Genomic DNA, 13,759 nt, shown 5'->3' with positions numbered 1-13,759 from the left:
CCGTCAGCTAGCGCGCCCACTACAAGAAATTCACAAGATCGAGCGTAGAAAGCCATGAACCAGCCGTATGCCCCCCTTTGCCTGCATGTTCCCGAACCCTCGGGCCGCCCAGGCTGCAAGACCGACTTTACCTACCTGCGTCTGACGGACGCGGGCCTGGTGCGCAAACCCCCTATCAACGTAGAACCCGCCGACACCGCCGACCTGGCCAAGGGCCTGATTCGCGTGCTCGACGACCAGGGCCAAGCCCTCGGTCCCTGGGCTGAAGGCGTGCCTGTCGAGATCCTGCGTCGCGGCATGCGTGCCATGCTCAAGACACGGATCTTCGATAACCGCATGGTGGTCGCCCAACGTCAGAAAAAAATGTCGTTCTATATGCAGAGCCTCGGCGAAGAAGCCATCGGCTGCGCCCAGGCCCTGGCCTTGAACATCGACGACATGTGCTTCCCCACCTACCGCCAGCAAAGCATCCTGATGGCACGCGACGTGCCGCTGGTGGACCTGATCTGCCAACTGCTGTCCAACGAACGCGATCCGCTCAAGGGCCGGCAGTTACCGATCATGTACTCGGTGAAAGACGCCGGTTTCTTCACCATTTCCGGCAACCTTGCTACCCAATTCGTACAAGGTGTGGGCTGGGGCATGGCCTCGGCAATCAAGGGCGATACCAAGATCGCCTCGGCCTGGATCGGCGACGGCGCCACTGCCGAATCGGACTTCCACACCGCCCTCACCTTCGCCCACGTTTATCGCGCGCCGGTGATTCTCAACGTGGTCAACAACCAGTGGGCAATCTCGACCTTCCAGGCCATCGCCGGCGGTGAAGCCACCACCTTCGCCGGACGCGGCGTCGGTTGCGGCATCGCCTCGCTGCGCGTGGACGGCAACGACTTCATCGCGGTGTACGCCGCTTCCGCCTGGGCCGCCGAACGCGCGCGGCGCAACCTCGGCCCGACCCTGATCGAATGGGTCACCTACCGCGCCGGGCCGCACTCCACTTCGGATGATCCCTCCAAATACCGTCCCGCCGATGACTGGAGCCACTTCCCGTTGGGCGACCCGATTGCGCGCCTCAAGCAGCACCTGATCAAGACTGGCCAGTGGTCCGAAGAGGAACACGCGGCGGTCAGTGCCGAACTGGAAGCTGAAGTGGTCAAGGCGCAGAAAGAAGCCGAACAGTACGGCACCCTCGCCGGCGGCCAGATTCCAAGCGCCGCGACCATGTTCGAAGACGTTTACAAAGAGATGCCGGAGCACTTGAAGCGCCAGCGTCAAGAGTCGGGGGTCTGACATGAACGATCACAACAACAGCATCGAATTGGAAACCGCCATGACCACCACCACCATGACCATGATCCAGGCCCTGCGCTCGGCCATGGACGTGATGCTTGAGCGTGACGACAACGTGGTGGTGTTCGGCCAGGACGTCGGCTATTTCGGCGGCGTATTCCGTTGCACCGAAGGCTTGCAGAACAAGTACGGCAGCTCGCGGGTGTTTGATGCGCCGATCTCCGAAAGCGGCATCGTCGGCGTGGCGGTGGGCATGGGCGCCTACGGCCTGCGCCCGGTGGCGGAAATCCAGTTCGCCGACTACGTCTACCCGGCCAGCGACCAGATCATCTCCGAAGCGGCCCGCCTGCGGTATCGCTCGGCCGGCCAGTTCACCGCGCCGTTGACCCTGCGCATGCCCTGCGGCGGCGGCATCTACGGCGGCCAGACCCACAGCCAGAGTATCGAAGCGGTGTTCACCCAGGTCTGCGGCCTGCGCACGGTGATGCCGTCCAACCCCTATGACGCCAAGGGCCTGTTGATCGCCTCCATCGAAAACGATGACCCGGTGATCTTCCTTGAGCCCAAGCGCCTGTACAACGGTCCGTTCGACGGTCACCACGACCGCCCCGTAACGCCATGGTCGAAACACCCGCAGGCCCAAGTGCCGGACGGTTACTACACCGTGCCGCTGGATGTGGCCGCGATCGTGCGTCCGGGTTCGGCCGTCACCGTACTGACCTACGGCACCACCGTGTACGTGTCGCAAGTCGCCGCCGAAGAAACCGGCATCGACGCCGAGGTCATCGACCTGCGCAGCCTGTGGCCGCTGGACCTGGAAACCATCGTCAAGTCGGTGAAAAAGACCGGCCGTTGCGTGGTGGTGCATGAAGCCACCCGCACCTGCGGCTTTGGCGCCGAACTGGTGGCGCTGGTGCAGGAACATTGCTTCCACCACCTGGAAGCGCCGATCGAACGCGTCACCGGTTGGGACACCCCCTACCCGCACGCGCAAGAGTGGGCGTATTTCCCAGGGCCGTCCCGAGTGGGCGCGGCGTTGAAACGGGTCATGGAGGTCTGAATGGGCACGCACGTTATCAAGATGCCGGACATTGGCGAAGGCATCGCAGAAGTTGAACTGTCGGTCTGGCATGTGAAGGTTGGCGACATGGTCGTCGAAGACCAGGTGCTGGCGGATGTGATGACCGACAAGGCGATGGTGGATATTCCCTCGCCAGTCCACGGCAAGGTGATTGCCCTCGGCGGCGAGCCAGGTGAAGTCATGGCCGTCGGCAGTGTGCTGATCAGCATCGAAGTCGAAGGCGCGGGCAATACCAGGGACGTGCCGGTGGCGGCTGAACCGGCCAAGGCGGCGCCTGCGCCGATGCCTGCCAGCCAGCCGGCTCCGGTGCCGGAAAGCCAGCCGGCGCGCAAACCGTCCGTCGCGCCCCAGGCTCCCGTGGCCCGCGATGCCAACGAACGCCCGCTAGCCTCGCCCGCCGTGCGCCAGCATGCGCTGGATGCGGGCATACAACTGCGCCTGGTGCAGGGCTCCGGTCCGGCGGGCCGGATTCTGCACGAAGATTTGGACGCTTACTTGCTCCAGCGTCCGGCGCAAAATACTAAGGCAGCCAACCCCTACGCCGAACGCAACGACGAAGAACAGATCCCGGTGATCGGCATGCGCCGCAAGATCGCCCAGCGCATGCAGGACGCCACCCGGCGCGCCGCGCATTTCAGCTATGTGGAAGAGATCGACGTCACCGCCCTCGACGAGCTGCGTGTCCACCTCAATGAAAAACACGGTGCGACACGCGGCAAGCTGACGCTGCTGCCGTTCATCGTGCGCGCCATGGTCGTGGCGTTGCGCGACTTCCCGCAGATCAACGCGCGTTACGACGACGAAGCCCAGGTCATCGCCCGCCTCGGTGCGGTGCATGTGGGCGTCGCCACCCAGAGCGATGTGGGCCTGATGGTGCCGGTGGTACGTCACGCCGAAGCCCGCAGCCTGTGGGGCAATGCCGAGGAAATCGCCCGCCTGGCCACCGCCGCGCGCAACGGCAAGGCCAGCCGCGACGAGCTGTCGGGGTCGACCATTACCCTGACCAGCCTTGGCGCCTTGGGCGGCATCGTCAGCACGCCGGTGCTGAACCTGCCGGAAGTGGCCATCGTCGGCGTCAACCGCATCGTCGAGCGGCCGATGGTGATCAAGGGCCAGATCGTGATCCGCAAGATGATGAACCTCTCCAGCTCGTTCGATCACCGCGTGGTCGACGGCATGGACGCGGCGCAATTCATCCAGGCCATTCGCGGCCTGCTCGAACAACCCGCCAGCCTGTTCCTGGAGTAAGGGCATGACTCAGACATTGCACACCACCCTGCTGATTATCGGCGGCGGCCCTGGCGGTTATGTGGCCGCGATCCGCGCCGGTCAACTGGGTATTCCGACCGTTCTGGTGGAAGGCCAGGCACTGGGCGGCACCTGCCTGAATATCGGCTGCATCCCGTCCAAGGCCTTGATCCATGTGGCCGAACAGTTCCAGCAAAGCGTCCACCACAGCCAGGGTTCGCCCCTGGGGATCGAAGTCGATGTACCGACCCTGGACATCCGCAAAAGCGTGGAATGGAAAGACGGCATCGTCGATCGCCTGACTACCGGGGTTGCCGCGCTGCTGAAGAAACACAAGGTGCAGGTCATCCACGGGTGGGCCAAGGTGGTGGACGGCAAGACCGTCGACGTCGGCGACCAGCGCATCCAGTGCGAACACCTGCTGCTGGCCACCGGTTCGAAAAGCGTCAACCTGCCGATGCTGCCGATTGGCGGGCCGATCATTTCGTCCACCGAAGCCCTGGCGCCAACCCGCGTGCCCAAGCACCTGATTGTGGTGGGTGGCGGTTATATCGGCCTGGAACTGGGGATTGCCTACCGCAAGCTCGGCGCCGAGGTCAGCGTGGTCGAGGCGCAGGAACGCATCCTGCCCGCCTATGACGCCGAACTGACCCAGCCGGTGGCTGATTCCCTCAAGCAATTGGGCGTGAAGCTGTACCTCAAGCACAGCGTCACCGGCTTTGAGCACAACCGCCTGCAAGTGCGCGACCCGAAGGGCGACACCGTGTCGCTGGACACCGATCAGGTGCTGGTCGCCGTGGGTCGCACCCCCAACACCCAGGGCTGGAACCTCGAAGCGCTGAACCTGGACATGCACGGCGCGGCGGTCAAGATCGACCACCGCTGCCAGACCAGCATGCGCAATGTGTGGGCCATCGGCGACCTGAGCGGCGAGCCGATGCTCGCCCACCGGGCCATGGCCCAGGGCGAAATGGTCGCCGAACTGATCAGCGGTCAACACCGCGAATTCAACCCGGCGGCGATCCCGGCCGTGTGCTTTACCGACCCGGAGTTGGTGGTGGTCGGCAAGACGCCCGACGAGGCCAAGGCGGCGGGCCTGGACTGCATCGTGTCGAGCTTCCCGTTCGCGGCCAATGGCCGGGCCATGACCCTGGAGTCGAAAACCGGCTTCGTGCGGGTGGTGGCGCGGCGTGACAATCATCTGATTGTCGGCTGGCAGGCGGTGGGCGTCGGCGTGTCCGAGCTGTCCACCGCCTTTGGGCTGAGCCTGGAAATGGGCGCGCGCCTCGAAGACGTGGCGGGCACCATCCACGCCCACCCGACACTCGGCGAAGCCGTCCAGGAAGCCGCCCTACGAGCCCTGGGCCATCCCCTCCACCTGTAAAAACGCCCCCCACCCCGTGGGAGCGGGCATTTGTGGGAGGGGGCTTGCTCCCGATAGCGGAGTGTCAGTCACTGGAGGTATCGACTGACCCACCGTCATCGGGAGCAAGCCCCCTCCCACAAAAGCCCGCTCCCACATGAAGCAAGAATGCAGTATTGTTGCGCCCATTCAGAAAAAAACCGACTTGACCAGAGATAGAGGGTGTCATGGGTAACGAAAGCATCAATTGGGACAAGCTGGGTTTTGACTACATCAAGACCGACAAGCGGTTTATCCAGACCTGGAAAAACGGCGAGTGGCAAGCGGGCACCCTGACCGAAGACAACGTGCTGCACATCAGCGAGGGCTCCACCGCCCTGCACTACGGTCAGCAATGCTTTGAAGGCCTCAAGGCCTACCGCTGCAAGGACGGCTCGATCAACCTGTTCCGCCCGGACCAGAACGCCGCACGCATGCAGCGCAGCTGTGGCCGCCTGCTGATGCCGCAAGTGCCGACCGAAGCCTTCATCGACGCCTGCAAGCAAGTGGTTCGCGCCAACGAGCGGTTCATCCCGCCGTATGGCAGCGGCGGCGCGCTGTACCTGCGCCCGTTCGTGATCGGCACCGGTGACAACATCGGCGTGCGCACCGCGCCGGAGTTCATCTTCTCGGTGTTCGCGATCCCAGTCGGCGCCTATTTCAAGGGCGGCCTGGTGCCGCACAACTTCCAGATCTCCGGCTACGACCGCGCCGCACCACACGGCACCGGCGCCGCCAAGGTTGGTGGCAACTATGCCGCCAGCCTGCTGCCAGGTTCGGAAGCGAAAAAAGCCGGCTTCGCCGACAGCATCTACCTGGACCCGGCCACGCACTCGAAGATCGAGGAAGTCGGTTCGGCCAACTTCTTCGGGATCACCCGTGACAACAAGTTCATCACACCGAAGTCGCCTTCGGTGCTGCCAGGCATCACCCGCCTGTCGCTGATCGAACTGGCCAAGACCCGCCTGGGCCTGGAAGTGGTCGAGGGCGAAGTGTTCATCGACCAACTGGATATCTTCCAGGAAGCCGGCGCCTGCGGGACTGCCGCCGTGATCTCGCCGATCGGCGGCATCGAGTACAACGGCAAACTGCACGTGTTCTACAGCGAGACCGACGTCGGCCCGATCACCCAGAAGCTCTACAAAGAGCTGACCGGCGTGCAATCCGGCGACGTCGAAGCGCCAGAAGGCTGGATCGTCAAGGTCTAACCCAAACACACTGCAAAACCCTGTAGGAGGGGGCTTGCCCCCGATAGCGGAGTGTCAGTCACTGGCGGTATCGACTGACCCACCGTCATCGGGGGCAAGCCCCCTCCCACATTTGATCTGCGATCATTCTCAGGATTGAGTCGGGATATTTTCCACCATCTTCTTCCCCATACTGATCCTCGGCTCCACCCCATACCCCAACGCCTCGTAGAACCCCACCACCGTGTCATTACCGCCGGTGATCTGCAGGTTGATCTTCATACACCCCAAGACACTCAAGGCCTGCTCCGCGTGCCGCACCAGCGACGCACCCAGCCCTTGCCGACGATAGTCAGCGCGCACCGCCACCGAATACAACCAACCACGATGCCCGTCGTACCCCGCCAGAATCGTGCCGATCACAACGTTCTTATCCGTCGCCACGAAGAACAGCCCGTCATTGACCGCCAGCTTCTTATCAATCGCCAGGGTCGGCAGGTTATGGGCGGTGTCGTAACCAAAAGCCTCCTGCCACAACGCAACCACCTGCGCCCGGTGCAGACGGTCGCGATAGGCGCCGATGGGGTGGCGCGACGACAGCGCCTTCTCCATCACCAACGTGCGTTCGTTGCCATGGTAAATATCACGCACGGTGTGAAAACCCAGCTTGGTGTAGAACGGCTCGGCCGTCAGCGAGGACGGCACACTCAACACCGTCACCCCGGCCTCGCGGGCGCGCAATTCGATTTCAATCATCAGCAGCCGACCAATGCCCTGCCCTTGCAGCGCCGGGTTGACGAACACCGAGCGCACTGCATTGCCGTCAAGGGCCGCGGTGGCAACGATCACCTGATCCTGAACCGCCACCAGCACCACCCGGCGCCTAAGCAGTTCCAGCACCGCAGCGGGCGAAAAGTTGCCCGCAACCCGGACGATCACATCGGCCGGGTAGTCCCGCGCATTGCTGCTGTGCAAGGCGGCGAGGATGACCTGGCTGATCCCGTCTGCATCGGCGGCCTGGGCAATACGAACGGCGATAGACATGCACTCTCCTTCCTGACTCGGATACCACAACCATCCCCATACTAATGTGGGAGCTGGCTTGCCTGCGATAGCGGTCCGTCAGTCAGCACAGCCGATTCGGCTGCCCCACCCAACTTTTCAGCTTTCCCGGCTGAGCACCCCCTGGGTTTCAGCCGAGATTCCGCCGCCACAACGCACAAAATAGCCCCACTGCTCAACCCATGGATTCGTGCCCCCATGCAAACCACCAACACCGTCTTGATGATTCGCCCGGCGCGCTTTGCTTTCAACCCGGACACCGCGATCAACAACCGTTTCCAACGCCAGCCCCTCGATCCGCTCAGCGCACAGCAAAAAGCGCTGGAAGAGTTCGACGGCTATGTCGACACCCTGCGCCGGCATGGCGTCGACGTCCTGGTCGTGCAGGACACCCCGGCGCCGCATACCCCCGACTCGATTTTCCCCAACAACTGGTGGAGCAGCCATGCAGACGGCAGCCTGGTGCTGTACCCGATGGAAGGCCAGAACCGCCGGCTGGAGCGCAACAAGGGCGTGCTGCAAGTTCTCGAACAACGCTTTGCGATCAAAGACACCATTGACCTCAGCCATCTCGAACACCAGAACATCTTCCTCGAAGGCACCGGCAGCATGGTGCTCGACCGCCAACACCGCATCAGCTACGCCTGCCACTCCGGGCGCACGCACCACGACGCCCTGCGCCAGTTCGCCGAACGCCTCGACTACCAACTCTGCGTGTTCCACGCCGTCGACCGCCACCACGCGCCGATCTACCACAGCAACGTGATGATGAGCGTCGGCCGCAACCTCTCGGTGGTATGCCTGCAAGCCTTGCCGGACGCCAACGAGCGCCAGGCCCTGGAACGCTCCCTGCGCGACACTGGCAAGGACATCCTCGCCCTCGACTTCGACCAGTTGGAAGCCTTCGCCGGCAACATGCTCGAAGTCCACGACGGCGATGGCCAACCGCTGCTGGTGATGTCCGCCAGCGCCTGGAACGCACTGCAACCTGCCCAGCGCCAGCATGTGGAACGCCACACGCGGCCGGTGGTGGTGAACATCGACCACATCGAACGCATCGGCGGCGGCAGTGCCCGCTGCATGCTCGCGGAAGTGCATCTGCCCGCCCGCGCCACCTTCCAATAAATACAGGAGCCACTCCATGACCCGCTATATCGACGTCAACGACCTCAGCTACCTGGTCTCGCAAAAAGGCCTGCAAACCTGCATCACCGAGATGGCCGACTACATCCGCGCCGACTACCTGCGCTGGCAGGATTTCGAGAAATGCGCACGCCTGGCCAACCACTCGCCGGAGGGCGTGATCGAACTGATGCCGGTGTCCGACGCGTCGCTGTACGCGTTCAAATACGTCAACGGCCACCCGAAAAACACCCAGGCCGGCATGCTCACCGTGATGGCCTTCGGTGCCTTGGGCGATGTGGATACCGGTAAACCGGTGCTGCTGGCGGAAATGACCCTGACCACCGCGATTCGCACCGCCGCCACCTCGGCCCTGGTCGCACGCTACCTGGCCCGGGACAACAGCCGCAGCATGGCGCTGATCGGCAACGGCTCGCAAAGCGAATTCCAGGCGCTGGCCTTCCACACCTTGCTGGGCATCAATGAAATCCGCCTGTTCGACATCGACGCCAAGGCCACCGCCAAGCTGGCGGCCAACCTCAAGGCGTTCCCGGCAATCAAAGTCATCCTGGCCGCCAGCGTGGCCGACGCGGTGAAAGGCGCGGACATTGTCACCACCGTCACCGCCGACAAGGCCTACGCGACCATCCTCACTGACGAGATGATCGAACCCGGCATGCACCTCAACGCTGTCGGCGGCGATTGCCCGGGCAAGACCGAACTGGACCGACGCATCGTCGAGCGCGCCCGGGTGATCGTCGAATACGAACCGCAAAGCCGCATCGAAGGCGAAATCCAGCACATGCCGGCCGATTCGCCGGTCACCGAACTGTGGCAAGTGATCAACGGCCAGGCACCCGGCCGCGAGAATGCGCGCCAGGTCACCCTGTTCGACTCCGTGGGTTTTGCCATCGAAGACTACTCGGCCCTGCGCTACGTGCTGGACGTGGCCAAGGCGCTGGACATCGGCAGCGAACTGGAACTGGTACCCGACCTGGCCAACCCGAAAGACCTGTTCGCGCGCCTGGCCCAAGCGCCACGCGCACAGCACAAAAAGCGCGCCTGAAACCGCTCTGGCCTGCCGCTTTGCGCCAAGGGCAGGCCAGGATTTCGAGGGTGAAAAGCCGATTCAGCGGGTGCGACAGCCGATTCCGCTGCATTGCTTGTTTTAACAGCGCAATTCGCGCTTTGAGCACGGGGTAAACGACACAAAAAACGCACCATCTTGAAGCATTCTGAGCGCGACCGAAGAGTCAGTAAATGAATGCACGCTGCACCCCTTTGACTGCCCTGACATCAATTACAAAATATAGGGACTCAACATGACGCCACTCCGCTCACTATTCGCTGCGTTGCTGTTGCCGCTGTGCGCCACCGCTGCACACGCCCAAGACTGGAAAGAAATCCGCTTCGGCGTATTCCCCGAGTACCCACCCTTCGAATCCGTGGCCGCCGATGGCAGCCTGCAAGGCTTCGATATCGAGTTGGGCAACGCGATCTGCGCCAAACTCGAAGTCAAATGCACCTGGGTGCATAACGAATTCGACGGCATGATCCCCGCCCTGCGTGCGCGCAAGTTCGACGCGATCATGTCGTCCATGGCCATCACCCCGGCTCGCGAGAAAGTCATCGACTTCAGCGACCGATTGTTCCTCAGCCCCACCTCGGTCATCACCCGTAAAAGCGCCGACTTCGGCGAAACCCCGGACTCCCTGAAAGGCAAGCAAGTCGGCGTGCTGCAAGGCTCGTTGCAGGAAGCCTATGCGCGTGCGCACCTGGCCAAGCTGGGCGCCCAGATCAAGGCCTACCAGTCCCAGGAGCAGAACTACGCCGACCTGCAAAACGGCCGCCTCGACGCCACCCTGACCGACAAACTCGAAGCCCAGCTCAACTTCCTGTCCAAGCCTGAAGGCGCCGACTTCAAAACCGGCCCGGCCTTCAAGGACCCGACGCTGCCCCTGGACATCGCCATGGGCCTGCGCAAGAACGACCAGGAACTGCGCGCGCTGATCAACAAGGGCATCGCTGCCGTACAGGCCGATGGCACCTACGCCCAGATCCAGAAGAAATACTTCGGCGATCAAGACATCTACAACGAGTAAGCCAACACCGCCCCTTTTGTGAAAAGGCTTGTGTGGGAGGGGGCTTGCCCCCGATAGCGGCGGCTCAGTCAGTACATGTGTCGACTGGAACACCCTCATCGGGGGCAAGCCCCCTCCCACCAAAGCCCGCTCCCCCAGGGGTATGTCTGCGCCCTTTAGAGATCTCCCCCATGAACGAATTCCTCAACCTGCAGGGCTACGGCCCGATGCTCGCCCAGGGCGCCTGGATGACCGTCAAGCTGGCGTTCCTGGCGCTGGGCCTGAGCCTTGGCCTGGGCCTGATCGCCGCCGGCGCCAAGCTCTCCAGCGCCAAATGGCTGCGGCTGCCGGCCACGCTCTACACCACGCTGATTCGCAGCGTGCCGGACCTGGTGCTGATCCTGCTGATTTTCTACAGCCTGCAACTGTGGCTGAACGACCTGACCGAAACCTTCGGCTGGAACTACGTTGAAATCGACCCGTTTACCGCCGGGGTGATCACCCTGGGGTTTATCTACGGCGCCTATTTCACCGAAAACTTTCGTGGCGCGATCCTCAGCGTGCCGGTCGGCCAACTGGAAGCCGCGACCGCCTATGGCCTGAGCCGCTGGCAGCGTTTTCGCCTGGTGCTGTTCCCGCAGTTGATGCGCTTCGCCCTGCCGGGGCTGGGCAATAACTGGCTGGTGTTGCTCAAGTCCACGGCGCTGGTGTCGATCATCGGCCTGTCGGACCTGGTCAAAGCCGCGCAAAACGCCGGCAAGACCACCAACGAACCCTTGTACTTCCTGATCCTCGCGGGCCTGGTGTACCTGGTGATCACCACCCTCTCCAACCGCATCTTCAAGCGCCTCGAACGGCGCTACAACCTGGGCATCAAGGGGATGGCGCGATGATCGAACTGTTCCAGCAATACGGCCTGGCCTACCTGTTCAGCGATGGCGCGGGCTTGTCCGGGGTGGCGATGACCCTGTGGTTGTTCATCATCTCGGTACTGTTCGGGTTTTTCTTGTCGATCCCCTTGGCGCTTGCGCGCGTCTCGCAGCACTTTTGGCTGCGCTGGCCGGTGGAGGTGTACACCTACCTGTTTCGCGGCACGCCGCTGTATATCCAACTGTTGGTTTGCTACACCGGGCTGTACAGCCTGGAGGTGGTGCAGGACAACGCCCTGCTCAACCAGTTCTTTCGCAACGCGCTGAACTGCACGCTGCTGGCGTTCGTGCTCAACACCTGCGCCTACACCGTGGAAATCTTCGCCGGGGCGATCCGCAACATTCCCCATGGCGAAATCGAAGCGGCCCGCGCCTATGGCCTGCATGGCTGGCGGCTGAACCTGTTTGTGCTGGTGCCCGCCGCGCTGCGCCGTGCGCTGCCGGCCTACAGCAATGAAATGATCCTGATGCTGCACGCCACGTCGCTGGCGTTTACCGCCACCGTCGCCGACATCCTCAAAGTGGCCCGCGATGCGAATGCCGAGACGTTCCTGACGTTCCAGGCCTTCGGTATCGCCGCGCTGCTCTACATGCTGCTGTCCTTTGCACTGGTGGGCCTGTTTCGACTGGCCGAACGTCGCTGGATGCGTTTTCTTGTTCCTACCCGAGGCTAACCCATGAATCAGTCCGCGCAGGCCCTGGCCACTTATCCGGTTGATGCACCACTCGCTGCCAAGACCGCTACCGACACCGCCGCGATCAAACTCCAGGTCGAAGGCATCCACAAACGCTACGGCGAACACGAAGTGCTCAAAGGCGTGTCCCTCAACGCACGCAATGGCGACGTGATCAGCCTGATCGGCGCCAGCGGCTCGGGCAAAAGCACGATGCTGCGCTGCATCAACTTTCTCGAACAGCCGGACGCCGGCGTCATCACCCTGGACGGCATCAGCATCGAAATGCGCCAGGGCCGTGCCGGCACCCGCGCGCCGCACCAGGCGCAACTGCAAAACCTGCGCACGCGCCTGGCGATGGTGTTCCAGCATTTCAACCTGTGGAGCCACATGACCGTGCTGGAAAACATCACCATGGCCCCGCGCCGGGTGTTGGGCGTGAGCGCGGCCGAAGCGGAAAAGCGCGCGCGAATGTACCTGGACAAGGTGGGCTTGCCGGGCCGGGTGGCGGATCAATACCCGGCGTTTCTGTCCGGCGGCCAACAGCAGCGCGTTGCCATCGCCCGAGCCCTGGCGATGGAACCGGAAATCATTCTGTTCGACGAACCGACCTCCGCCTTGGACCCTGAGCTTGTAGGAGAAGTCCTCAAAGTCATACAGACGTTGGCTGAGGAAGGTCGTACCATGTTGATGGTCACCCACGAAATGGGCTTTGCCCGCCAGGTGTCCAGCCAAGTGCTGTTCCTGCATCAGGGCCGGGTCGAAGAACAAGGCGGCGCCGAGATCCTCGACCATCCCAACAGCGAACGCTTGCAGCAATTTCTTTCCAACCGCTTGAAGTGAAACCCATGGATACCAAGGCCAACGGACCCCATTCCTCTACTGCGCTGGATCGCATCGATGAGGCGATCATCGACGTGCTGCGGCATCAGGGGCGTATCACCTACGAAAAGCTCTCGTCGCTGGTGCATCTGACCCCCAGGCCCTGCCTGGAGCGGGTGCGCAAGCTCGAACGACGCGGGGTGATCCGTGGATACGGGGCGATCATCGACGTGCAGATGGTCTCACCGGGGCTGTCGCTTCTGGTGCTGGTGGCCTTGTCCAACCAGAGCGGGCGCTCGGCGCAAAAGGCTTTCGAAGCCTGCGTCAAAGCCTGCCCGCAAGTGTTCGAATGCCAGTTGATCAGCGGGCCGTTCGACTACAGCCTGCGCATGCGTTGCCGGGACATGGAGCATTACCGGGTGCTGACGGAAACCTGGTTGAACAACGACGAGTTGCACATCGACAAATTGGTGGCCCACCCCGAGCTCGCGGTAGTCAAAAACACCGCCACCGAACTGGCCTGACCGCCTCCTCCTAACAAACACCGAAGATCAAATGTGGGAGGGGGCTTGCCCCCGATTGCGGTGTATCAGTCAACTAATTTGTAGCTGAAAGATTGCTATCGGGGGCAAGCCCCCTCCCACATTTGGATCTCCGTGGATCAGATAGCGCTCAGTCTGCTCTTGCTCTTGGGCACGGCCTTATAGCCGACCTGATCCTGGAAGCCGAACGCGGTCAAGAGTGTGGGAGGGGGCTTGAACTGGTCAACTAATTTTGGACACCAGTTAAGGTTTCACGCCGCCAGTTTCTCCATAGCTACCGGCGACCGGTAGCCGTTGTAGCTGTGGAGCCTGACGTTGT

General features: G+C 62.6%; 13 protein-coding genes. 12 read left to right on the top strand and 1 reads right to left on the bottom strand.

All coding sequences use genetic code 11. The features are described from left to right. The first annotated feature begins 54 nt into the window (after positions 1-54). From ACP7CJ_RS27930 to ACP7CJ_RS27910, 5 genes are all read left to right on the top strand, one after another. The gene (locus tag ACP7CJ_RS27930) at positions 55-1,290 is read left to right on the top strand and encodes a thiamine pyrophosphate-dependent enzyme (protein ID WP_276193705.1); all 1,236 of its coding nucleotides are present in this window, start codon (positions 55-57) and stop codon (positions 1,288-1,290) included. Position 1,291: 1 nt separating this feature from the next. Beyond that, positions 1,292-2,350, top strand: coding sequence for an alpha-ketoacid dehydrogenase subunit beta (locus ACP7CJ_RS27925; protein WP_276193706.1), 1,059 nt, complete (start codon positions 1,292-1,294; stop codon positions 2,348-2,350). Beyond that, positions 2,351-3,619, top strand: a complete 1,269-nt coding sequence (locus ACP7CJ_RS27920) for a dihydrolipoamide acetyltransferase family protein (RefSeq protein WP_426103068.1) — start codon at positions 2,351-2,353, stop codon at positions 3,617-3,619. Between the two features lie 4 nt (positions 3,620-3,623). Then, a complete protein-coding gene (lpdA, locus tag ACP7CJ_RS27915; RefSeq protein WP_276193708.1) occupies positions 3,624-5,003 on the top strand; it encodes a dihydrolipoyl dehydrogenase in 1,380 nt (459 codons plus the stop codon). A 206-nt stretch (positions 5,004-5,209) separates the two neighbouring features. Further along, positions 5,210-6,229, top strand: a complete 1,020-nt coding sequence (locus tag ACP7CJ_RS27910) for a branched-chain amino acid aminotransferase (protein ID WP_247401936.1) — start codon at positions 5,210-5,212, stop codon at positions 6,227-6,229. A 129-nt stretch (positions 6,230-6,358) separates the two neighbouring features. Here ACP7CJ_RS27910 and ACP7CJ_RS27905 read toward each other — a convergent pair whose 3' ends face one another. Next, a complete protein-coding gene (locus tag ACP7CJ_RS27905; protein ID WP_426103070.1) occupies positions 6,359-7,252 on the bottom strand; it encodes a GNAT family acetyltransferase in 894 nt (297 codons plus the stop codon). Between the two features lie 216 nt (positions 7,253-7,468). Here ACP7CJ_RS27905 and ctlX point away from each other — a divergent pair, with 216 nt between their 5' ends. The 7 genes from ctlX (at position 7,469) to ACP7CJ_RS27870 (ending at position 13,422) form a co-directional block, all read left to right on the top strand. Further along, positions 7,469-8,395 (top strand): citrulline utilization hydrolase CtlX, encoded by a 927-nt coding sequence (ctlX, locus tag ACP7CJ_RS27900; RefSeq protein WP_276193710.1) that lies wholly within the window; start codon positions 7,469-7,471, stop codon positions 8,393-8,395. A 16-nt stretch (positions 8,396-8,411) separates the two neighbouring features. Beyond that, a complete protein-coding gene (locus tag ACP7CJ_RS27895; RefSeq protein WP_426103072.1) occupies positions 8,412-9,458 on the top strand; it encodes an ornithine cyclodeaminase in 1,047 nt (348 codons plus the stop codon). A 256-nt stretch (positions 9,459-9,714) separates the two neighbouring features. Then, complete coding sequence (locus tag ACP7CJ_RS27890) at positions 9,715-10,494, top strand: ABC transporter substrate-binding protein (protein WP_247401944.1); 780 nt, start codon at positions 9,715-9,717, stop codon at positions 10,492-10,494. Between the two features lie 170 nt (positions 10,495-10,664). Further along, positions 10,665-11,366 (top strand): ABC transporter permease, encoded by a 702-nt coding sequence (locus ACP7CJ_RS27885; protein ID WP_276193712.1) that lies wholly within the window; start codon positions 10,665-10,667, stop codon positions 11,364-11,366. After that, the gene (locus ACP7CJ_RS27880) at positions 11,363-12,076 is read left to right on the top strand and encodes an ABC transporter permease (RefSeq protein ID WP_426103074.1); all 714 of its coding nucleotides are present in this window, start codon (positions 11,363-11,365) and stop codon (positions 12,074-12,076) included. The genes ACP7CJ_RS27885 and ACP7CJ_RS27880 overlap by 4 nt, the downstream gene beginning before the upstream one ends. Before the next feature lie 3 nt (positions 12,077-12,079). After that, positions 12,080-12,919, top strand: a complete 840-nt coding sequence (locus ACP7CJ_RS27875) for an ABC transporter ATP-binding protein (RefSeq protein ID WP_426103076.1) — start codon at positions 12,080-12,082, stop codon at positions 12,917-12,919. Positions 12,920-12,924: 5 nt separating this feature from the next. After that, on the top strand, positions 12,925-13,422 hold the full coding sequence (locus ACP7CJ_RS27870) for an Lrp/AsnC family transcriptional regulator (protein ID WP_276193715.1): 498 nt from the start codon (positions 12,925-12,927) through the stop codon (positions 13,420-13,422). Positions 13,423-13,759: the final 337 nt, after the last annotated feature.

It is taken from the genome of Pseudomonas sp. PSPC3-2, assembly GCF_049897085.1.
GTDB classification, from domain to species: Bacteria; Pseudomonadota; Gammaproteobacteria; order Pseudomonadales; family Pseudomonadaceae; genus Aquipseudomonas; species Aquipseudomonas paraveronii.
The sequence above is the reverse complement of the archived record's forward strand: the minus strand, read 5'-3'. Positions and strand labels throughout refer to the sequence as shown.

Bases quoted from the DNA above. Each gene is read 5' to 3' on its own strand.
- ACP7CJ_RS27930 (WP_276193705.1), top strand. From the start codon at position 55: ATGAACCAGCCGTATGCCCCCCTTTGCCTGCATGTTCCCGAACCCTCG.
- ACP7CJ_RS27925 (WP_276193706.1), top strand. From the start codon at position 1,292: ATGAACGATCACAACAACAGCATCGAATTGGAAACCGCCATGACCACC.
- ACP7CJ_RS27920 (WP_426103068.1), top strand. From the start codon at position 2,351: ATGGGCACGCACGTTATCAAGATGCCGGACATTGGCGAAGGCATCGCA.
- lpdA (WP_276193708.1), top strand. From the start codon at position 3,624: ATGACTCAGACATTGCACACCACCCTGCTGATTATCGGCGGCGGCCCT.
- ACP7CJ_RS27910 (WP_247401936.1), top strand. From the start codon at position 5,210: ATGGGTAACGAAAGCATCAATTGGGACAAGCTGGGTTTTGACTACATC.
- ACP7CJ_RS27905 (WP_426103070.1), bottom strand. From the start codon at position 7,252: ATGTCTATCGCCGTTCGTATTGCCCAGGCCGCCGATGCAGACGGGATC.
- ctlX (WP_276193710.1), top strand. From the start codon at position 7,469: ATGCAAACCACCAACACCGTCTTGATGATTCGCCCGGCGCGCTTTGCT.
- ACP7CJ_RS27895 (WP_426103072.1), top strand. From the start codon at position 8,412: ATGACCCGCTATATCGACGTCAACGACCTCAGCTACCTGGTCTCGCAA.
- ACP7CJ_RS27890 (WP_247401944.1), top strand. From the start codon at position 9,715: ATGACGCCACTCCGCTCACTATTCGCTGCGTTGCTGTTGCCGCTGTGC.
- ACP7CJ_RS27885 (WP_276193712.1), top strand. From the start codon at position 10,665: ATGAACGAATTCCTCAACCTGCAGGGCTACGGCCCGATGCTCGCCCAG.
- ACP7CJ_RS27880 (WP_426103074.1), top strand. From the start codon at position 11,363: ATGATCGAACTGTTCCAGCAATACGGCCTGGCCTACCTGTTCAGCGAT.
- ACP7CJ_RS27875 (WP_426103076.1), top strand. From the start codon at position 12,080: ATGAATCAGTCCGCGCAGGCCCTGGCCACTTATCCGGTTGATGCACCA.
- ACP7CJ_RS27870 (WP_276193715.1), top strand. From the start codon at position 12,925: ATGGATACCAAGGCCAACGGACCCCATTCCTCTACTGCGCTGGATCGC.